This is a genomic window from Cupriavidus alkaliphilus, assembly GCF_014191175.1.
Taxonomy (GTDB): domain Bacteria; phylum Pseudomonadota; class Gammaproteobacteria; order Burkholderiales; family Burkholderiaceae; genus Cupriavidus; species Cupriavidus alkaliphilus.
This window is the reverse complement of the sequence record NZ_JACHWE010000005.1, coordinates 219,589-237,744: the sequence shown is the minus strand read 5'-3', so window position 1 is coordinate 237,744 and position 18,156 is coordinate 219,589. Positions and strand designations below refer to the sequence as shown.

General features: G+C 62.2%; 17 protein-coding genes and 1 pseudogene. 4 read left to right on the top strand and 14 right to left on the bottom strand.

The genetic code is table 11. From position 1 onward, the window contains the following. Positions 1 to 16: 16 nt before the first annotated feature. The 12 genes from FHX60_RS18705 to FHX60_RS18650 all read right to left on the bottom strand — a co-directional run bounded on the left by FHX60_RS18705 (position 17) and on the right by FHX60_RS18650 (position 11,660). Positions 17 to 1,129 carry an acyl-CoA dehydrogenase family protein gene (locus FHX60_RS18705; protein WP_183284181.1) on the bottom strand — a complete coding sequence of 371 codons (1,113 nt, stop codon included), beginning with the start codon at positions 1,127 to 1,129 and terminating at the stop codon, positions 17 to 19. A gap of 45 nt (positions 1,130 to 1,174) precedes the next feature. After that, positions 1,175 to 1,957, bottom strand: a complete 783-nt coding sequence (locus FHX60_RS18700) for an enoyl-CoA hydratase/isomerase family protein (RefSeq protein ID WP_183284180.1) — start codon at positions 1,955 to 1,957, stop codon at positions 1,175 to 1,177. 35 nt (positions 1,958 to 1,992) lie between these two features. Beyond that, complete coding sequence (locus FHX60_RS18695) at positions 1,993 to 2,421, bottom strand: MaoC/PaaZ C-terminal domain-containing protein (RefSeq protein ID WP_183284179.1); 429 nt, start codon at positions 2,419 to 2,421, stop codon at positions 1,993 to 1,995. 10 nt (positions 2,422 to 2,431) lie between these two features. Next, positions 2,432 to 2,875, bottom strand: coding sequence for a MaoC family dehydratase N-terminal domain-containing protein (locus FHX60_RS18690; RefSeq protein WP_183284178.1), 444 nt, complete (start codon positions 2,873 to 2,875; stop codon positions 2,432 to 2,434). Positions 2,876 to 2,913: 38 nt separating this feature from the next. Beyond that, the gene (locus FHX60_RS18685; RefSeq protein WP_183284177.1) at positions 2,914 to 4,488 is read right to left on the bottom strand and encodes an acyl-CoA synthetase; all 1,575 of its coding nucleotides are present in this window, start codon (positions 4,486 to 4,488) and stop codon (positions 2,914 to 2,916) included. Positions 4,489 to 4,554: 66 nt separating this feature from the next. Further along, the gene (locus FHX60_RS18680) at positions 4,555 to 5,706 is read right to left on the bottom strand and encodes a thiolase C-terminal domain-containing protein (RefSeq protein WP_183284176.1); all 1,152 of its coding nucleotides are present in this window, start codon (positions 5,704 to 5,706) and stop codon (positions 4,555 to 4,557) included. Next, complete coding sequence (locus FHX60_RS18675) at positions 5,703 to 6,146, bottom strand: Zn-ribbon domain-containing OB-fold protein (RefSeq protein WP_183284175.1); 444 nt, start codon at positions 6,144 to 6,146, stop codon at positions 5,703 to 5,705. Before FHX60_RS18675 ends, FHX60_RS18680 begins: the two co-directional genes overlap by 4 nt. 11 nt (positions 6,147 to 6,157) lie before the next feature. Then, complete coding sequence (locus tag FHX60_RS18670) at positions 6,158 to 7,123, bottom strand: SDR family oxidoreductase (RefSeq protein ID WP_183284174.1); 966 nt, start codon at positions 7,121 to 7,123, stop codon at positions 6,158 to 6,160. 29 nt (positions 7,124 to 7,152) lie between these two features. Beyond that, positions 7,153 to 8,181 carry a tripartite tricarboxylate transporter substrate binding protein gene (locus FHX60_RS18665; RefSeq protein ID WP_183284173.1) on the bottom strand — a complete coding sequence of 343 codons (1,029 nt, stop codon included), beginning with the start codon at positions 8,179 to 8,181 and terminating at the stop codon, positions 7,153 to 7,155. A gap of 46 nt (positions 8,182 to 8,227) precedes the next feature. Further along, positions 8,228 to 9,370, bottom strand: coding sequence for a CaiB/BaiF CoA transferase family protein (locus tag FHX60_RS18660; protein WP_183284172.1), 1,143 nt, complete (start codon positions 9,368 to 9,370; stop codon positions 8,228 to 8,230). Between the two features lie 34 nt (positions 9,371 to 9,404). Then, positions 9,405 to 10,409 carry a Bug family tripartite tricarboxylate transporter substrate binding protein gene (locus FHX60_RS18655; protein WP_183284171.1) on the bottom strand — a complete coding sequence of 335 codons (1,005 nt, stop codon included), beginning with the start codon at positions 10,407 to 10,409 and terminating at the stop codon, positions 9,405 to 9,407. A gap of 42 nt (positions 10,410 to 10,451) precedes the next feature. Further along, complete coding sequence (locus FHX60_RS18650) at positions 10,452 to 11,660, bottom strand: CaiB/BaiF CoA transferase family protein (RefSeq protein WP_183284170.1); 1,209 nt, start codon at positions 11,658 to 11,660, stop codon at positions 10,452 to 10,454. Between the two features lie 99 nt (positions 11,661 to 11,759). On the opposite strand from FHX60_RS18650, the gene FHX60_RS18645 reads away from it, so the two are divergent. From FHX60_RS18645 to FHX60_RS18630, 4 genes are all read left to right on the top strand, one after another. Next, a complete protein-coding gene (locus FHX60_RS18645) occupies positions 11,760 to 12,620 on the top strand; it encodes an IclR family transcriptional regulator (RefSeq protein WP_183284169.1) in 861 nt (286 codons plus the stop codon). Between the two features lie 722 nt (positions 12,621 to 13,342). After that, positions 13,343 to 13,849 (top strand): hypothetical protein, encoded by a 507-nt coding sequence (locus FHX60_RS18640; RefSeq protein ID WP_183284168.1) that lies wholly within the window; start codon positions 13,343 to 13,345, stop codon positions 13,847 to 13,849. A gap of 353 nt (positions 13,850 to 14,202) precedes the next feature. Next, the gene (locus tag FHX60_RS27990; protein WP_183284167.1) at positions 14,203 to 14,490 is read left to right on the top strand and encodes a GNAT family N-acetyltransferase; all 288 of its coding nucleotides are present in this window, start codon (positions 14,203 to 14,205) and stop codon (positions 14,488 to 14,490) included. A 180-nt stretch (positions 14,491 to 14,670) separates the two neighbouring features. Continuing rightward, positions 14,671 to 15,552 carry a hypothetical protein gene (locus FHX60_RS18630; RefSeq protein WP_183284166.1) on the top strand — a complete coding sequence of 294 codons (882 nt, stop codon included), beginning with the start codon at positions 14,671 to 14,673 and terminating at the stop codon, positions 15,550 to 15,552. A gap of 204 nt (positions 15,553 to 15,756) precedes the next feature. On the opposite strand, the pseudogene FHX60_RS27770 reads toward FHX60_RS18630, so the two are convergent. Then, positions 15,757 to 15,861: pseudogene (locus FHX60_RS27770) on the bottom strand (cation:dicarboxylate symporter family transporter); the annotation flags it as partial. Positions 15,862 to 16,030: 169 nt separating this feature from the next. Then, positions 16,031 to 17,752, bottom strand: a complete 1,722-nt coding sequence (locus tag FHX60_RS18625) for a ShlB/FhaC/HecB family hemolysin secretion/activation protein (protein ID WP_183284377.1) — start codon at positions 17,750 to 17,752, stop codon at positions 16,031 to 16,033. Positions 17,753 to 18,156: the final 404 nt, after the last annotated feature.

Genomic DNA, 18,156 nt, shown 5'->3' with positions numbered 1-18,156 from the left:
CTCTATGTGCGACGGCTTATTCAATGGCGCTGTCGGTCCAGTGCGTGACGACGCGCTCCTTCCAGTAGCTGACGCTGCCCAACTGCATTGCGAGCGTGCTCGCGCGGCGGTAGTACAGGTGGCAGTCGAGCTCCCAGGTGAAGCCCATTCCGCCGTGCGTCTGAATGTTTTCGCGCGCGGCATGGCGAAAAGCCTCGGTGGCCGACACGCGGGCAGCGGCTGCCGCCAGCGCCAGCTCGGGGGCATCGGTGGACAACGCCCACGCGCCGTAGTACGCGTTCGAGCGCGCCAGTTCAGTCGAGATGTAGATATCGGCCAGCTTGTGCTTGATCGCCTGGAACGAGCCGATCGGCCGACCGAAGGCCACGCGCTCCTTCGCGTACGCGGTGGCCATCTCCAGACACGCGCTGGCGCCGCCGACCTGCTCGAATGCCATCAGCACCGCCGCCTTGTCGAGCAGCCGACCGATCGCCGCCCAACCGCACTCGCCACCCAGCCGCTCGGCGGGCGCACAATCGAAGACCAGCTTCGCCTGCGGGCGGCTAGGGTCAATCATCTGCAACGTGCCGCGCGTGACGCCGCCCGCCGTCGTCTCCACAAGGTACAGCGCTGGTGCGCCGGCATCGTCCACCGCCGCTACGATCACCACATCCGCCTGCTCACCATCGCTGACGGGCCACTTTTCCCCGCTCAGACGCCCGCCCGACACGCGCGCCCGCACCGCTTGGGGGCGCGGATTTCCCAGCCCCTCCGCCAGCGCGAAGGTGCCGACAATGTCGCCGCCGGCCAGACGCGGCAGCCAGGCTTCCTTTTGCACTTCACTGCCGCACGAGAGGACGGCCTCTGTCGCCAGATAGACCGAGGACGCAAATGGCACCGGCGCCAGCACACGCCCTAGTTCTTCGGCCAGCACGCACAGCCCTTCATAGCCGAGCCCCGAGCCACCGAACCGCTCGGGGACAGCCGCACCGGCCCAGCCCATCTGCGCTACTGCGTTCCACAGCTTGCGGTCAAACCCACCGGATTCGTCCAGTGCCTTCCTGACTACCGTGGGTGTGCACTGCGCCGCCAGCATCCTGCTCGCCTGCTGGCGCAGCAGATTCATCTCTTCTGCGAAATCAAAGTTCATGCTCGTCCTTCATATCGTGCAAAGACCATTGCCGCTACGCCGTTATCACTTGCCCTGGAAAACAGGCTCCCGGCGCTCCGCCATCGCGGCCACGCCCTCCTTGAAGTCGTCCATCGCGAACTGCCAGCGCTGCTCGACGAACTCGCGCTCGGTAGCGCGCTCGACTTCGTCCGCCAGCCCGCGTCGCAGCGTTTCGCGCACCGAACACACCGACCGCGGCGCCGACATGGCGATCTCAGCGGCCAGTTGCCATGCGGCGCTGCGCACTTCTGCCTGTGCCACCAGCACATCGGCCAGGCCAATCCGCACCGCTTCTGTCCCACTGACCCGCCGGCCGGTATAGATCAGCAGCGCTGCCTGTTGCGGCCCGAGCAGCCGCGGTAGCGTGGCCGTCAGGCCAAAGCCGGGATGCGTGCCCAAACGCGCGAAGTTCGCGCTGAAGCGCGCCTCCTCACATGTCACGCGGAAATCTGCCGCGAGCGCGAGGCCGAGACCTCCACCGATGGCAGCACCATGCACCGCCGCGACCACGGGCTTGCGCGCACGGAACAAGCGCAGGGCCTCCTTGTAAAGATTGTCCGTGTCAGGCTGCCGCGGTCGGTCGCTAGCGCGCGAGCTGAAGTCAGCGCCGGCGCAGAACGATTTGCCTTCGGCCGCCAGCACGATCGCGCGGCAGGCGGGATCGCGGTCCAGTTGCTCGAACGCATCGGCCAGGCCCGCGATCAGCGCGAAGTCAAAGTGGTTGTGCGGCGGGCGCCGAATTTCGACAGTGGCGACAAACTGCGCACATTGAACATGGATGTCGTTGGCATCGTTGCCGTCATGCATGGCGGATCTCCAGTGTGCAACGGGCTGTCTGCGGTTCATCCGAGCGCGACCACGGCCTGGCCGCTGACCTTGACTTCGCCGTTCTGATTGGCGCATTCCACGTCAATGCGCAGACGCATCTCGCCGCCGTCCACGAAGCGCTCTGCCACCTTGCCAGAGAGATGCGGCACGTCGTGCACGTTGGTGATGCCGATGAAGCGTAGCGTCAGTGAACGCAAGCGGTCTGCGCCCGCCCAGTCCGTCACCAGTCGGCCCACATAGCCGGCCGACAACATGCCGTGCGCGAACACATCGTCGAGCCCCGCGGCGCGCGCGAAGTCGATGTCGATATGCATCGGGTTGTGATCTCCGGACGCGCCGGCGTATAGGGCCAGACTTGTGCGCGAGATCGGCGGCAGTTTCATCGGCGTAAGTGCGTCGCCTGCCTTCAGGGTGCTCAGTTCATTCAGGTTGTCGGATGCCATTGTCGTCTCCTTAAAGTTGGCGTTGCACCAAAGATTTGCGTACGTCGGCGACATGCACGCCATCCTGGTTCGTGACGCGCGATTCGGTTACGATGAATTCGAGCGCGCCGCCTTTCTTGTCGTAGATGTCACTGATGTGCGTCTCGAAGGTCAGCGTATCGCCGGCAAATGCGGGCGCGTGGTAGACGAAGGACTGCTCGGCGTGCAGGATGCGCTTCGTGTCGAAATTGACGACCGCTCTTGCATCGGCGCCGACGCCAAGCCTGCTTTCAAGGCAGAAGAAGAATGCGGGCGGCACGCGCACCGACGGATATCCGGCATCGCGCGCGGCGGCCGGGTCGCGAAAGACGGGGTTGGTTTCGCCAATCGCGTGCGCGTAGTTCTGCACCGCTCCGGTCTCGACCAGGATGCTGCGGCGGCCGAAGGAGTGGCCTACCAGGTTCTTGTCGAACATCTCTTCTCCATAATCAGGTTGGGGGGTGGCGGACAAGTTCAGCGGCCGGCCACGACCGGGAATGCATCCGCGGTGCGATAGCGTTCGCGCAGTGCCTGCTTGTAGAGCTTGCCGGTCGGCAGGCGCGGCAGCTTGTCCGTGAAATCGATCGACTTCGGCACCATGTAGCGTGCGACTCGTCCGCGCAGGTAGCGCAGCAGTTCTTCGGCCAGTTCGGCCGAAGGCGCCACTCCCTCGGCCGGCTCAATGATGGCCTTGACCGTCTCGCCCATTTCAGCATCGGGCACGCCAATAACAGCTGCGTCGGCGACCTTGCCATGTGTCACCAGTGCATCCTCGATCGCCTGCGGATAGATGTTGACCCCGCCAGAAATAATCATGAAGGTCTTACGATCCGTCAGGTAGAGGAATCCATCCTCGTCCACGTAGCCCATGTCGCCCACGGCTGTCCATGTCGGATGTCGGGGATGCTGCACCGCCCTGGTCTTCGCCGGGTCACCGAGGTAATGGAACGGCATGCTGTCACGCTCGAAGTAGATCAGCCCCGATTCGCCCGGTGGCAGTTCGCGCCCTTCGTCGTCGCAAACATGGATGACGCCCAGCACAGACCTGCCCACGGAGCCCGGATGGGACAGCCAAGTCTCGCTGTCGATCATGGTGAGTCCGTTGCCTTCGGTGGCGCCGAAGTATTCATGAATGATTGGCCCCCACCAGGCAATCATCCTGCGCTTGACGTCCACGGGGCATGGCGCGGCAGCATGGACTGCCATGCGCAGGCTGGACAGGTCGTGCCTGCGGCGCTCGCCTTCGGTAAGTTTGAGCAGGCGCACAAACATCGTCGGCACCCACTGGCTATGCGTCACCCCATACCGTTCGATCAGTTGCAGCGCGTGCGCCGGATCGAACTTTTCCATGTATACGACGGTGCCGCCGATTGCCGCGGTCTGCAGCGCCCAGCCCAACGGCGCCGAGTGATACAGCGGAGCGGTGGATAGGTAGACCATATCCTCCGAGAAACCGTATGGCGCAACCTGCGCGCGGCGCGCTTCTGGGATGAAGTCCCTCATCGCCTTCGATGGCTTGACCCGCACGACTCCCTTCGGCTTTCCGGTGGTACCGGAGCTGTACAACACCATCGTGCCGAGCGTTTCCTCCTCCAACGGATTCGCCGAGAAGGCGGCAATGCAAGTCTCGTAACTGCGCCAGCCGTCGATCATCCCGTCCACCATCAGTCGCACGTCGCAGGCCGACACGCGCATGGCAAGGCCCTCTGCCAATTCGCGCATAGCCAGCGAACTGACGATCACCTTCGCCTTACAGTCGTCAACAATATAGGCCACCTCATCGGGCGTCAGGAAGCGGTTGATTGGCGTTATGCACAGCCCGGTTCGCAGCGCCGCCCAGCAGATCTCGAAACAGCGGATGTTGTTTTCCAGAACCATTGCGATGCCGTCGCCCGGTTCCAAGCCAAAGCTCTGCAAGGCACGTGCGAAACGGATCGAACGCTGGTCGAGTTCGCTGTAGGTCAGCCGGGCGCCTGTATTGCCGTTGATGACGGCCAGCTTGTCCGGGGTCAGGCGCGCATGCTCGCCCAAGTAGGACCAATTTTCCATTTATGTTGTCTCCATGGATGAAAGGCGGAGGGGGAACAGTCGGGGGCGACGGCCCCTCCGCCCCTGCTATTGCGGCTCGTTCGACAACACCAGTGCCGAGGCGGCCGCGAACATGCCGCCCACACCCTGCACAAAGCTTGTGCGCACGCTCTCCACCTGCCGAAACGCCTCACCGCGCAGTTGCCGGACCGCCTCCAGAATGGCGAACATGCCGTACATGCCGGTGTGCGTGTACAGGATGCCGCCTCCGTTGGTGTTCATCGGCAGCCTGCCCCCGGGTCGCGTGTGGCCCTCCTCGATGAAGCGTCCCGCTTCACCGCGTTCGACGAAGCCACAGTCGGCCAGCCCGTACAGCGGCAGGTGCGCGAAGGCATCGTAGATCATCAGGTGGTCAATATCCTTCGGCGCGAGGCCAGCCTCTGCAAAGGCCTGCGCGCTGGACAGGCGGAACGCCTTCGAACGGGTCATGTCGTCCATCATGGAAACCATGCCGCTGTCGCACGCCTCGCCGGTGCCCAGTACGTGGATCAGCTTGGCCGCCGTTCTCAAGCCGCGCGCCCGGTCAGCCGACGTGATCAGCAGCGCGCCACCGCCATCCGCCCGCACGCAGCATTCGAGCTTGGTGAACGGCCACGCGATTATCGGTGCGGACATCACGTCCTGCACGGTCAGCAGCTTGTTGCGTGCGGCGCGGGGGTTGCCTTGCGCCCAGTGGCTCTGAGCCACCACCACTTCGGCCAACTGCTCGTGCGTGGTACCGGTCTCCCGCAGGTAGCGCAGCACCGGCAGCGTGAAGGTATTAGGCGGTACCCCCGAACCGAACGGGATCTCGAACTGACCGAGCATCGAGTCCGATGCCACCGAGCGCGGAGCCCGGCCTACGCGGGACAGCCCTGACTCACCATGCAGCACCAGCACGGTCGAGCAGAGCCCCGCGCGAATCGCGGCGGCGGCATGGCGCACGTGAATGAGGAACGAGCAGCCGCCGACCGAAGTGCCGTCATACCACTTCGGCGTCACGCCGAGGCAGTGCGCGATGTTGATCGGGCTGTCAACTGCGCTGGTGATGCCGTCGACATCGGCCAGCGTCAGGCCCGCGTCGGCCAACGCACGGTGCGCGGCGTCGACGCGCAGATCCATTTCGGAAAGATGCGGCAGCTTTCCGATGTCGGTCTCGGCCGCGCCGGCGATGACGATGGATTGGTTTAGTCTGCTCATCGCGCGATCTCCGCAATGTCGCGCGCCGGCTGAAACACCGGCAGCATGCGTTCGCCGCGTACCTCGAAGGCGACCTGCAATGGCATGTCGAGCCGCAGTTTGGCGGGATCGGCCGGCACGCCAACCAGGTTGGTCATGATGCGCGGACCCTCTTCCAGTTCGACAATGGCGATCACGTAAGGGGTATCGCCAGCCCAGCCCGGCATGGCCATGTGGTTGATCACGTAGGAATACAGGCGGGCGCGGCCGCTGGCACGCACCCACGTCAGCGCGGCGGCGCCGCACGCCGGGCAGTGCGTGCGCGGATAGAACACATGCTTGCCGCAGCCGCCGCATTGCTGCAGCCGCAGCTCGCCGGCCTGCGTGCCTTCCCAGAATGGCATGGTGACGGGCGTGGGAACGGGAACCGGCTTGTACAGGCCTGGCTTGAGACTGTTCATGTCGTCTCCCGTCAAGCGGCGGCCGCCTGCGCGGCGGGCTTCCTGGCCGGAATTTCGCCCGAGGTCAACGCGTTGGGCGCGGCCTGGTCGACCAGCGATGGGACCAGCGCCCCCAGTTCGCCCGGATCCCAGCGGCCGTCCTTCTCGATCTTCGGGCCGGCATGCCAGCCTTGGGCCACGGTGATCGAGCCGCCGCGCACGCCGAACACACGGCCATTCACCCCCCCCGACTCCACGCTGCCCAGCCACACCACCAGCGGCGCAACGTTGCCGGCGTCCAGGGCGTCGAAGCCGCCGGCCGCCTTTTTCTCGGCCGCCTTGGCCACCATGCCGTTCTGGGTGAACAGGTCTTCGGTCAGGCGGCTCATCGCGGTCGGGTAGATCGCATTCACGGTGACGCCATAGCGCTCCAGTTCGCGCGCCGCCACCATCGACATGTTGGCGATGCCGGCCTTGGCTGCGCCGTAGTTGGTCTGGCCAACAATGCCGTAGAGCCCCGACGACGACGAGGTGTTGATCACCCGCGCCGCGCGCTGGCGCCCGGCCTTTGCCTCGCCGCGCCAGTACGCGGCGGCATGGCGCATCGGGCAGAAGGTGCCGCGCAGGTGCACGCGGATCACCGCATCCCATTCGTCGATGCTCATGTTGACCAGTGTCTTGTCGCGCAGAATGCCGGCGTTGTTGATTAGCACGTCGAGACCGCCAAAGGTGTCGAGGGCGGTACGGATCAGTCGGCCCGCGCCTTCGAAGTCGGAAACGTCATCGGTGTTGGCAACGGCCTCGCCACCGAGCGCGCGGATTTCCTCAACCACGGCCTGCGCAGGGCCTGCCTGTGCACCTGTGCCGTCGGCCGCGGCACCAAGGTCGTTGACGATAACCTTCGCGCCCTGGCGGGCGAATTCGAGCGCGTATTCGCGGCCGATGCCGCGGCCTGCGCCGGTAATGACGATGATGCGGTCCTTGCACAGCGGTTTCATGTCGTCTCGTGTGGATGTTGTTTCCATTGTCATTTCGGGCGCCGAATCAGTTGCGCTACCGCCTTGCGGTAGCGTTCGGCCTCCCGTGCGTATGTATTCCTGGCCTCGGCCCCGGTGATCGCCAACACTTCCCCTCCCGGACTGCGCTTGAGCGCGTAGGCACCGAATTCCGGCGACTTGAGGATGACGTCCAGTTCGCGTTCAAGGCGCTGCACCGCCGCTTCCGGCGTGTTGCTGCGCACTGCCAGCCCCGTCCAGATGTAGAGATCGAAGTCGGGAAAGCCGGATTCACGAACGGTGGGCACGCCTGGCAATTCCGGCATACGCGCCGTGGTGGCAAGCGCTAGCGCTCGCATTTGCCCGCCCCTGATCATCGGGAGCGCCGCCCCCGCATCTACCAGCGCGACATCGACCGCACCGCCAATGGCATCGGATGTAGCTTGCGAGACTCCCTTGTAGGACACTGTGTTGAACTCGGGGCCGCCTTGCAGCGCGAGCAGCGCGGCCCCGACGCGATAGCTGTTGCCATAGATCGCCAGACTGACCGAACCGGGCTTGGCGCGGGCTTCGTTTACCAGCTGCGCGAAGCTGCCGAAGCGCGACTGCGCGCCGGTGACGAAAACGGCGGGTCCGCGCGTCAGCATCGCGATGATGCGGAAGTCGCGCATCGCATCGTATTTCGCTGCCGGCGTCATCAGCGGAATGGTCACCAATGCCGGGCTGGTCAGCAGCATGGTGTAGCCGTCGGCAGGGCTGGCGAGCACAGATTGCGTCGCCAGATAGGTATCTGCACCTGGCTTGTTTTCGACCAGCACAGGCTGCCCGAGCGCTGTAGACAGTCGCTCGGCGATGAAACGCAGACTCAGGTCGCCTCCGCTGCCGGGCGCGATCGGCGTGACCGCGCGAACGGGGCGGTTTGGAAACTCGTCTGCCAACGCAGCTTGCGTGCCTGCCAGCAACATCGATACCGCCAGTGCGCCGGGCAGGCTTCTCAGCAGTGAAGCTGGCCGGTCTAGCAGCGCCTTTCGTCGTGACAAGTCAAAGGGCCAGATTTGCATGATCGTCTCCGTCTTCATTTGATGTTGTCGTAATGTTGTCGCTTGGCTAGCCTTGCAGCGCCGCCTGCCAGCGTCTGACCTCGGTTTCGGGAAACCACTTCCCCAGCGCATGGGCGAAATTCATGGGCGTGGCTTGTTCCGGCGCGCGCGGCACCGGGTTGGGTGTGCGCGAGAAACGCGGCGCCGGCATGGGCTGCACTACCCCAGCCACTTCGACAAAGCTACCCCGCGCCTTCAAGTGCGGGTGCTGCGGCGCCTCGCGAAAATTCAGCACCGGCGCGAAGCACACATCGGTGCCTTCCAGCCGCGCGCACCATTCGTCGCGCGTGCGGGCCCTGAATGCTTGCGTGAACGCTTCGCGCAGGCGGGGCCAGTTGTTGCGCTCGAGATGGCGGCCAAAGGCCTCTGGCTGCAGGTTCAGTCGCTCCAGCAGTTGCTGGTGGAAGCGGGCCTCGATGGGGCCGATCGAAATCCACTTTCCATCCTGGCACTGGTAGACGTCGTAGAACGGCGCGCCTGAATCGAGAGTATTGGTGCCGCGCTCCAATGACCAGCTGCCGCTCGCGACGCTGCCGTAGAACGACGTAGCCAAGTTGGCCGCGCCCTCGGCAATGGCGGCATCCACTACCTGTCCCTTTCCCGAACGCCCGGCTTCGTGCAAAGCCGCGAGCACGCCCGCTACCAGGAACATCGCACCGCCTGCCATGTCGCCCAGCAGCGCAAGCGGAATCGCGGGCGGTTGCTCCTTGCGACCGATAGCGTCCAGGACCCCGGTGATCGAGATGTAATTGATGTCGTGGCCCGCGGCCTGCGCGAGCGGGCCGTCCTGGCCCCAGCCTGTCATGCGGCCATACACCAGGCGGGGGTTGCGCGAGAGGCACGCATCTGGACCAAGGCCGAGCCGTTCGGTCACGCCGGGGCGGAAACCCTCGATGAGCACGTCGGCCTTCTCCACCAGATCCAGGACAAGTTCGATCGCCTTCGAATCCTTCAGGTCCAGCGCGATGTTGTCGCGGCTGCGGCGCAGCAGTTGGTACTTGAGCGCGCCCTTTGGGGTGCCCAGGTCGGCCGCCACGGTGCGATCAATGCGAAGCACGGTGGCGCCCATGCCAGCCAGTATCGTGGCCGCCATCGGGCCAGGGCCGATGCCGGCCAATTCAATGATCTTCAAGTCCGAAAGTGGTCCCATGTCGTTTGCTGCTCCTCGTCGTGATCGGTTCGGCTTATTGGACGCTGATGCCCGTGGTCGCTATCAGCCGCTTCCAGCGCTCTATTTCCTCGAGCTGGAAGCGCCGCATGCCGGCGGCCCCGGAATACAGCGACTCGCTGCCCATCCGCGCGAGACTGCTTAACACCTCGGGCTTGCGTATCGCCTCCGAGAAAGCGCGCTCAAGCTCGCGCACCACCGGCGCGGGCGTGCCGGCGCGCACGGCTACCGCGCTCCATGCCAGCGGCCCGAAGCCGTCCACGCCGGCCTGGGCCGAAGTCGGCACGCCGGGAAAGTTCGGATGGGGTGCCTTGCCGGTGTACACGAGTGCCCGCAAGCGGCCACTTGCCACCATCTGAGACGTCGTGCCGGCGCCGATGATGGCGTAATCGACCTGGCCGGAGACAGCGGCCGTTGCGGCGTCCCCCGAGCCTTTGTAGAAAATATTGGTTGTCTTGATCCGCGCAATCTCGCTGAACCACTCGTTCCACAGGGCATAGGTGGGCGAGCCGGCGGCGTGGTTAAGCGCACCTGGACGTTTGCGCGCCTCGGCAATCAGGTCGGCAAGCGTGCGGTACGGTGACGTGGCTGGCACCACCAAGACGCAGTAGCCGCCATCAAGCACCGAAATCGGGTCGAAATCGCGCAGAGGGTCATAGGGCAAGTCGCGAATCACCGCGACGTTGGTGGTCAACGTCGAATTGCTGGCGAAGAAGAGCGTGTAGCCGTCGGCTGGCGCGTTCAACACGGTCTTGGCGCCAATGATGCCGTTCGCGCCCGCCTTGTTCTCGACAACTACCGACTGTTTGAGCACGTCCCCCAGAGCCTTCGCGTAAAGGCGCGCCAACGTGTCGGTGCCGCTGCCGGCGCTGAATGGCACCACGAAACGGATCGGCCGATTTGGATAGCCCCGCTCTTGGGCGAAGGTGGCACTTGGCATCAGGCCAGCGAGCGATGCGACGCCGGCGGAGACAGTCGCGGCAAGCAGGCTGCGGCGCGCAGGCTGGAATGTATCGGTCATGCAGGTCTCCTCATCTTGCCTTCTCGTCTAAGTTACCGGTGTTCAGTAAACCGGCTCAGTCTTGCCTTGGGCTGGCAGTTCCACGCCGGCTTCCAGCAGCACCTCCGCGGTGTGCTGCCCCAGCACTGGCGCGTGGCGTCGAAGCGTCGCGGGCGTGACACTGAAGCGCACCGGCGGGCGGATTTCGCGGATGCGGCCCTCAGTCGGATGCTCCGTGTCCTGGAACAGGCCCACAGCCGCCAGGTGCGGATGATCGAGCACCGACTCCAGACGGAAAATTTCGCCGGCGGCGATGTCCAGTGATTCGCACAGCGCCATCAGCTCGGCGTTGGTCATCTGCCGTCCGATATCGTCAAGCGCGCCGTTCAGCGCCGTGCGGTTGGCGCTCAGTTGCGCCCGGGTGTTCAACTGGTACTTGTCAGCCAGATCACTGCGGCCGCGAACCGTCAGCAGGCGCTTCCATTGCTCGGGCGAGTAAGGCAGCACGCAGACCCAGCCGTCCTGCGTGGGCACCGGGTGGCGGCCTTCCAGCATGCGCGCATAGCCCGCCGGCGCCGTCGATCCATGGAAAGTCAGCCCGCCCATGTGCTCGGTCAGCGTAAATGCGGCCATCGTTTCCAGCATCGGCACCTCGACGTACTGGCCGATGCCCATGCGCGCCAAGTACACCAGCGCGCCCATCACGGCATTGGCCAGCACCAGCCCGGTCACCTTGTCGGCGATCGCGGTGCGCATGTAGGTAGGCGTGCCGCTGTCGCAGCCATTCAGGTCGACCAGCCCGCAGGCGCCCTGGATGATGTCGTCGAAAGCCGGCTTCGCGCGATGGGGACCGTCCTGCCCGAAGCCGATCGCGGCGCAGTAGACGATCTGCGGCTTGATCGCCGCAACCGCTTCGTAGCCGAAGCCCAGGCGCTCAATGGCATCAACGCGCATGTTGTGAACGAACACGTCGGCGGTGGCGATCAGCTTGCGCAGTGCTGCCCGGCCCTCGCCAGTCTTCAGGTCAAGCACCACCGAACGCTTGTTGCGGTTGGCGGCCAGGAATATCGATCCCATGCCCGGGCGTTGGACCACGCCATTGCCGCGCATCACGTCGCCCTCGGGCGGCTCGATTTTGATGACATCGGCGCCATAATCGCCCAGCACCTGCGTGGCCACCGGGCCCAGCAGCACCGCCGACAGGTCCAGCACCCGGATGCCGCCCAGCGGGCCGCTCGGCTTCCGTTCTTCGTTAGCTTCATCGTCATTCATCAGTGGCTCCTATTTGCGCTGAGGGCGTACCGCAATGGCGAGTATTGACCGCGTAATGAGACGACGCTACATTGGTGTTTCGTATTTCGAAATACGGAAATGGGAAAGATCTCGGACGATACTTCGTCGACACGCCGGCTGACACGCGAAACCGGCACCTTCACCCGCAGTACCGCGGGCAGCCAGTCGCTATCGCGCGGGCTTGCGCTATTGCGCACATTTCTCGCTGGCGCACCGGTGCTGACTAACTCCCAACTCTCGGACCGCAGCGGTTTGCCCAAACCTACGGTAAGCCGGCTTACGCGCTCCCTCGTTGAGGCCGGCTTTCTCGAATACGAACGCACCTCGGAGGGCTACCGGCTGTCGCCGGTGTGCTTGGCCTTCGCTAACGCCTTCCGGCTGAGCCGCACGGAACTTAACCTGGTGCTACCTCTGATGCGGAAGGTGGCTGTGGAGGAGCGGGTCAACGTCGGACTTTCGACCGCGGACGAGCTGACGATGATCTATCTCGACACGCTGCGGGAGGGGCACGGCCCGCTTCGCCGCACGGTGAGGCCCGGTGTGCGCCTGCCAATGGAAACCAGTTCACCAGGACATGCCTATCTGGCAGCCTTGCACGAGTCAGCGCGCAAGCCGTTGATGTTGGAACTGGCAAAAAAATGCGGACGCAAATGGCCACGATACCAAGCGACAATCGCCGAGTCAGCAGCCATGCTAAGCAACCAAGGGTATTGCCGCTCAAAGGCGTCGCTGGGAGTCGAAGGTATCGCCTGCGCCGTGACGGGGCCGGATGGCGTAATCTACGCGTTGAACCTTAGCTTCTCGGCGGAAGATTTGAACTATGAACCGTTGGTCGCGTACTTCGTTCCAGTACTGCGCGGGCTCGCCAGCCGCATACGCCAGACTTGGGATGAATTCGCGCTGGCGGAATCGGGCACTGTTAGAGATCGTCGTTCGTAAGCGATGCCCGGCTTCACAAGCTGGTCACTGCTGCGGATTATTTCGTGTGGTGGTGAAGTTGGATTAGGAAGTGACCTTGCCATAGTCAAAGAAAGCTTGATTCAACACCCCGTATCCGAAGGCCGCTGAATCATCATCCGGGTCCGTCGCAACCCAACACTGCACGGCGAGAACCGTTTTTTCGATCAACGCTTTTCGCTGGATGTCACGGTGTGCGATGGCATCCAGCTCGATTAGCGATCGCAATACCCCGGCGCTCAGCGACTCGATTATTTATCGATGGGCTTTCATGTTGATGGTTGGGGCGCTGGTATCGTCAGCATAGCAGCGGTTTGCGGAGTCCATCCCCTCGCTCAGCGCATGAATTCCGTTTTTCAGGCTATCTGAAGGACCGCTCCGAGTCGATGAGAGATGGCAGCAGCTTGGCGGTGAGAGGCAGCTGAGACCGGCCAGAAGTGGTCAGCAGGCGCAGGCTAGCGAAGGACTAGCTCGGCCAGCGGGCTGTTGTACATCGGAAGCGGTCGCTACTGCGTCCCAAGTTTGAAAGGCGCTTCGGGGTCGGTCGCCGCCACTACGCCACGCGGCACGCAGCAAGGGCCGCTGACGACCGGGATCGGCCAGAAGCGGCCGGTCAAGCTAGACTACTTGGATCAGCCAGGACCGGTCGTTCAGTGGTGCTCGCATGCATAATGGGTACCACAACCACTTCCACCCACTAAACGATGAGTCAGGCCAGTTTTGAGTTGCATTCCAAAGTGGATGAGGACGGCTTTGTCGCCGTCGTTTGCCCCGACGAGTACTCAGGATACATCGGTGAGAACTGGACCCTTCAACAAGTGCTTGTTCTCTTTACCGAACAGATGAGCAACGGAACGTTGTTTTCTGTTTGCACAGGCCCGGATCTGGCTGACATGCCGCTCCGCATCGCCGACGCACCCTCTAAGCCCAACGCTCAGCGGGAAGTGTCCGGATTCTTACGCGTTCACGACGGTGGAGCATGGCTCACCGACTACGGTCAATTGACAATGGCCGCACAGTTCAGCGATGAACGTCCGCTGAGTCCGCTTCACATCCGACTACCACTTCCCCCTGGCGAGTACCGGGCAACGCTTCGTCAGTTTGCCCTTTCCTATGAGGACCGCGTAGAACCAGCGGCGGAATTGGTCATTAGCAGCGCGGATCCTGGCGATAGTCCTTCGAAATTTGATGCTTTGCCATGGTTTAACTAGTCGCATGAAGCAGTGTACTGGTCGTTCGTGGGCGTGCCCGGGCGAAGTCCGCGCCCGGCCATCAACCGCCATTCGTGCCGAGCTCCTACTAGGTCAAGAACGGCTGCGGGCGCACATGCCCCTTTCCCCGCGAGCGCCATAGCAATAATATTGGATGAGAGACTTAGGAGCCAACGTTCTGACTTGAAGTGCCACTCTCCCAAGGAACCCTCGATAATCTCATTCCATGCTTAGCATTGCGATAAGTACCGCCACGGCGGAAGGAGCAAGCGGTATCGGTGCAAATTTGCGGTCAGTTCAACAGAACGTCAATTGGCGACTATGATATCCAACCAATTCGCTTGATAGCTCGCATGCCCGAGGGGCGTATAGTTGGCAGCCTCAATGGGCACCTCATGATGCAGTGGCTTGCAGTAAATGTCATCTGGATCGCCGAAGATTTAAGAGGCCATGGGATAGGCTCACGCCTCCTGTTGCAGGCCGAATCTAGCGCCAGGGCACTCGGCACGCATGGCGCCCACTTGGATACTTTCGAATGGCAAGCGGCATCGTTCTATTCGAAGCACGGATACGCAGAGTTTGGTAGGCTAAACGACTTCCCTCTTGGCTCGTATCGGCTTTTCATGAGCAAGCGTCTCTGATGCGCTTTCTTGCTGGCTGCTGTCGGCCATATTGCGGCCAGTCTACGTATTGGTCAGGATCGTTGACAATTGATCAGGTGGCGATATGTTGATCCGAAAAATTCATCCCACCAGTATTCACGCTCAAGATCATGATTTGATCTCTGAGTCAACAAAGGCAAAACAGAAGCTCACAAGAATATGATAAATCTGACCAAGCGGGCCATTCTCGACGGCACCCTGTCTCGTGAGGAGCAGCAATCGATTGCTTCAATGATTGCGCAACTGGGCGATGCAAAGATGACCAGTACCTCGCACGGTTATCTTCTTGGAACGGACGAGACAATTCTGGAAGCTGCCCTGCGAGGTGCTGCGAACTACACGACCAAGAGTCAAGCCAGTTCGGCGATCGCCATCATGGACGTTGTTCTTGCCGCAAATCGTGACTACAACAGAGTTGTCAAAGGGCACGTTATTGCTATGCGCGAGCGCTTTGGGCGGCTGACGATCAAGCAGTTGGGGGAAATGGTTGGCGCGGCTACAGCGAGTGAATTCAAAAACGTGTGGGGTCACGATGACGCACGGAAGTTTGAGATCCTGAAAGCCTTACTGGAGATTTTTATTCCCCGCCTGAAACGAATCGATACCCCCGAGAACGACTTTCTGGTCGTCTCTGAGTGGGCGAGAACTGCGCAATTGTCAAACAAGGCCCAAGATCCGGTTGGAAAGATCAAGGATATCGGTATCGCGACGTTCCAGCATTTGCGAATGACTTTCGGCGCAGATACGATCAAGCCTGACCTTCGCGTAAAAAATGTGTTGGAGCAAGAATTTGATTTGCGCTTGTCGGATCGAGATTCCGTGCTGGTTGTTGAGCAGATGGCGAAGATCGTCGGGCGCACTCCGCTTTTAATCGACCAGATATTTGTAAAGTATGGATCGGGGTACTACTACCGGACGCAAGCTGATGCCGTCCGTGTCGCGGTAGTGCACATCGTGCGCAAGCTGAAGAAGATGAAGATGCCGATCGAGAAAATCGCCGAAGTTACTGGATGGTCCACGCGCGACATCGAAGGCGCATAGCCGCACATATCTGATCAAATTGATCGAAACTCACTCAGGCCGAAGGGCCGCCTTTGAGCAATCTGAATGTCGCTTTCGGGTCGGGAGCTGCCTCTGACGCCAACTACTCCCGCACCAAGAGAGGCCGAAGGCCCAGGCCGGCCGCAAGCGCTCCGCCCCCAACGAATGCGGCGCTGAAGATGTCGCCAGCGGCTTCAGTTGCTAACCGAGATTCGGCATAAAGTGGCCGATCAGGATCCCGGCGACGATGCCGATGAGAACCTGAACGCAAAGCTTCGAAAGTTGTTTCCTCAGGAATGAAGACCGCACTGTTGCAGGTGCGATTCATGATGCAATCGCCAGGCTTCGGACGCACGGGGCCCCTATGGCAACTCCACTAAATCAGAGCCGCCCGGCAATCATTGATATGGGGAAAGGAAAACGGGCTCCATTGTGGGTGTGATGGTGGCTCTGCGCTATCACACCTCGGCCCGCGGGATCAGTACTGATACACCAATTGCATCCCAGCCGTCACCGCGGCCGTATGGAACGTCACAGGCTTGTAGACTGGCATACCGACAAACACGTCATACGAGACTGAACCTGCGCTATAGCCCAGTCCTCCGCGGAGTCCAATCACCGCTCCGGCCAGTTGAGTGCCTGCCAGCGCAGTGGTGATCGGTCCAAAGACCTTTCCGTAATCGAGTCCCGCATACAAAGCTTGCCCGCTGGCGCCAAGGGGGGCCTGCAGCTCATTGCGCCAATAGAATCCGCGCTCGCCGGCCAGCAGGCTCTCGCCATCGAAGCCACGCACCGTGTAGCGGCTGCCGATGGTGAGCGCATCAATGTAGTAGAGCCGGTCGTTGGTGAACTGGCCGTGGAAAGTGGTGACATACCGCAGCGGCTGCTCGCCCAGCCCGAACGGCACCGACAGGTTGGCATCCGCCACCAACATCCGAAAGCGCCAGGTGGGGCCGCCACTGTCGGCCCGCACATCGTCCTGCGCACCGAACGCGCCGATGCCTTGGCGGTACGCCAGCGTGCCGTCGAACTGCGCCGCACCGAAGTAGTGGCGATCCGTGATGCCTGCCTCAAGCATCGTATGGTTGCGGCGCTGCTGCGCGATCTCGGTGTCCTCGATGAAGCTCTTGCCAAAGCGCCGGGTCAGCCTGAACTGCATGCCGAACACATCGTTCTGGCTGCGGCTGAGCACGCGGTGCAGCTTCAGGTCCGCAGTCTCCGACTTGCCGCTGGAGATAAAGGTCTGGTTGACGCCGGCGATCTGCTGGAAATAGTTGTTCGAATACGCCGACACTGTCGCAGTCCAGTACCCCCAAGGCATCGAGTAATAGCCATTCCAGCCACGCGTGCCGTGTTCCTTGTTGGCAAAACCCAGATCCTGGTTGTAGCCGACGTTGAACAGGTCGTTCAGCCCAAGCGGATTGTCCAGACTCACGCCCAGGTTGCCCTGCCACTTGCCGGTCGAGCGCGTGCCGGAATTGTCCACCGAGGCCACCACCGTCCAGGGCTTGCCGCGCTTGACGGCAATCACCACGTCGCTCACGCCCGGCGCCTTGGTCGGCACGATCTGCATATCCACGTCCTGGCTCGGCACACGCTTCATCTGCTCCAGGCCTTGCTCAAGGTCGCGCAGGTTCAGCAAGCTGCCCGGGCGGGCGGGGAACGCCGATTTCCAGGTGCCCCAGAGGTCGGGCTCGGCGAAGCGCAGTTCGCCGATGACGCCGGGAATCAGTGCCAGCTTCAGTGTGCCGGCGCTCAAGTCCTGCTCGGGCACAAGCACGCGGGTGGTGACGTAACCCTTGCTCAGGATGGTTTGAGTAACGCCCTTGACCAAGAGGTCGATGCCTTGTTTGCCGATGCAGGTGCCTTGGTAGTGGTCTAGCCAGGTGCGGGCGAAGGCGAAGGGGTCTTGGGGGAAAACTGAAGCACCCTTCGCCCGCACGTCGGCTGAGAGGTCGGGCGGGACATCCAGCGAAATTCGGTCGATAAGGAAACAAGGCGTCTCGGTGGGCAGTGGCGGGTAGTCGATCGGCACTACCTCTCCAGGGCGCACGGCTGTAGCTTGCACGGATTGGGCTCGCTCGCGAGCTTCTTGTTGCTGGCGGGTGCGCTGGTCTTGTTCGGCGCCAGTCAACGCAACAGACTCCGCTGTGCCGGGTGGCAAGGCTTGTCCGTGAATGGCGGGACTGAGGAGCATCATGGAACCGGCGAGTGCCGGGATCGATGCCACAAATCTCCTTTTCCTTTGTTTCACTTTGAATTTCACCGGATTAATCGAATATAGCTGCGGAGTAGTTCTGGCACCCAAAGAACTTAACCACTAAACATTGTTGGCAACCTATTCCCATGGCATCAATCAAATTCCGCCGATCGTAGAATTTAACCATGACCATATCTTCTCGCACCGTAGCCAAATGATTTTTACCACTGCGGACCCTTGATTAAACACCAAACAGAAGACTGCCTTGATTGATACCATATGGCGCCATGGGTGCCACGCGCTGAGAATGCCGCCAGAGGTAGCGCTATAGTCCGAGTGATTTTGAAAATCGTTCCAGCTCAGCGTGCCAGTGGTCAGACTAGCCGATTGTCACTGGCGCAATT

Bases quoted from the DNA above. Each gene is read 5' to 3' on its own strand.
- FHX60_RS18645 (WP_183284169.1), top strand. From the start codon at position 11,760: ATGGGAAAGATCTCGGACGATACTTCGTCGACACGCCGGCTGACACGC.
- FHX60_RS18660 (WP_183284172.1), bottom strand. From the start codon at position 9,370: ATGGGACCACTTTCGGACTTGAAGATCATTGAATTGGCCGGCATCGGC.
- FHX60_RS18640 (WP_183284168.1), top strand. From the start codon at position 13,343: ATGAGTCAGGCCAGTTTTGAGTTGCATTCCAAAGTGGATGAGGACGGC.
- FHX60_RS18650 (WP_183284170.1), bottom strand. From the start codon at position 11,660: ATGAATGACGATGAAGCTAACGAAGAACGGAAGCCGAGCGGCCCGCTG.
- FHX60_RS18655 (WP_183284171.1), bottom strand. From the start codon at position 10,409: ATGACCGATACATTCCAGCCTGCGCGCCGCAGCCTGCTTGCCGCGACT.
- FHX60_RS18625 (WP_183284377.1), bottom strand. From the start codon at position 17,752: ATGATGCTCCTCAGTCCCGCCATTCACGGACAAGCCTTGCCACCCGGC.
- FHX60_RS18695 (WP_183284179.1), bottom strand. From the start codon at position 2,421: ATGGCATCCGACAACCTGAATGAACTGAGCACCCTGAAGGCAGGCGAC.
- FHX60_RS18685 (WP_183284177.1), bottom strand. From the start codon at position 4,488: ATGGAAAATTGGTCCTACTTGGGCGAGCATGCGCGCCTGACCCCGGAC.
- FHX60_RS18675 (WP_183284175.1), bottom strand. From the start codon at position 6,146: ATGAACAGTCTCAAGCCAGGCCTGTACAAGCCGGTTCCCGTTCCCACG.
- FHX60_RS18670 (WP_183284174.1), bottom strand. From the start codon at position 7,123: ATGAAACCGCTGTGCAAGGACCGCATCATCGTCATTACCGGCGCAGGC.
- FHX60_RS18665 (WP_183284173.1), bottom strand. From the start codon at position 8,181: ATGCAAATCTGGCCCTTTGACTTGTCACGACGAAAGGCGCTGCTAGAC.
- FHX60_RS18705 (WP_183284181.1), bottom strand. From the start codon at position 1,129: ATGAACTTTGATTTCGCAGAAGAGATGAATCTGCTGCGCCAGCAGGCG.
- FHX60_RS18680 (WP_183284176.1), bottom strand. From the start codon at position 5,706: ATGAGCAGACTAAACCAATCCATCGTCATCGCCGGCGCGGCCGAGACC.
- FHX60_RS27990 (WP_183284167.1), top strand. From the start codon at position 14,203: ATGCCCGAGGGGCGTATAGTTGGCAGCCTCAATGGGCACCTCATGATG.
- FHX60_RS18630 (WP_183284166.1), top strand. From the start codon at position 14,671: ATGATAAATCTGACCAAGCGGGCCATTCTCGACGGCACCCTGTCTCGT.
- FHX60_RS18690 (WP_183284178.1), bottom strand. From the start codon at position 2,875: ATGTTCGACAAGAACCTGGTAGGCCACTCCTTCGGCCGCCGCAGCATC.
- FHX60_RS18700 (WP_183284180.1), bottom strand. From the start codon at position 1,957: ATGCATGACGGCAACGATGCCAACGACATCCATGTTCAATGTGCGCAG.